1 rRNA gene is annotated in these 215 nt (G+C 56.7%); it reads left to right on the top strand.

The features are described 5' to 3' along the window. Nucleotides 1–215, top strand: a 23S ribosomal RNA gene (locus tag AXK60_RS25185); the annotation flags it as partial.

Consider the following 215-nt stretch of genomic DNA (forward strand, 5'->3'; position numbering starts at 1 on the left):
GTCACGTGTTTCTTGCCGGAGGTAGAGCTACTGGATGGCCGATGGGCCCTCACAGGTTACTGACGTCAGCCAAACTCCGAATGCCGGTAAGTGAGAACGTGGCAGTGAGACTGCGGGGGATAAGCTTCGTAGTCGAGAGGGAAACAGCCCAGATCGCCGGCTAAGGCCCCTAAGCGTGTACTAAGTGGAAAAGGATGTCCGGTCGCGAAGACAAC

It is taken from the genome of Tsukamurella pseudospumae, from assembly GCF_001575195.1.
GTDB lineage: Bacteria > Actinomycetota > Actinomycetes > Mycobacteriales > Mycobacteriaceae > Tsukamurella > Tsukamurella pseudospumae.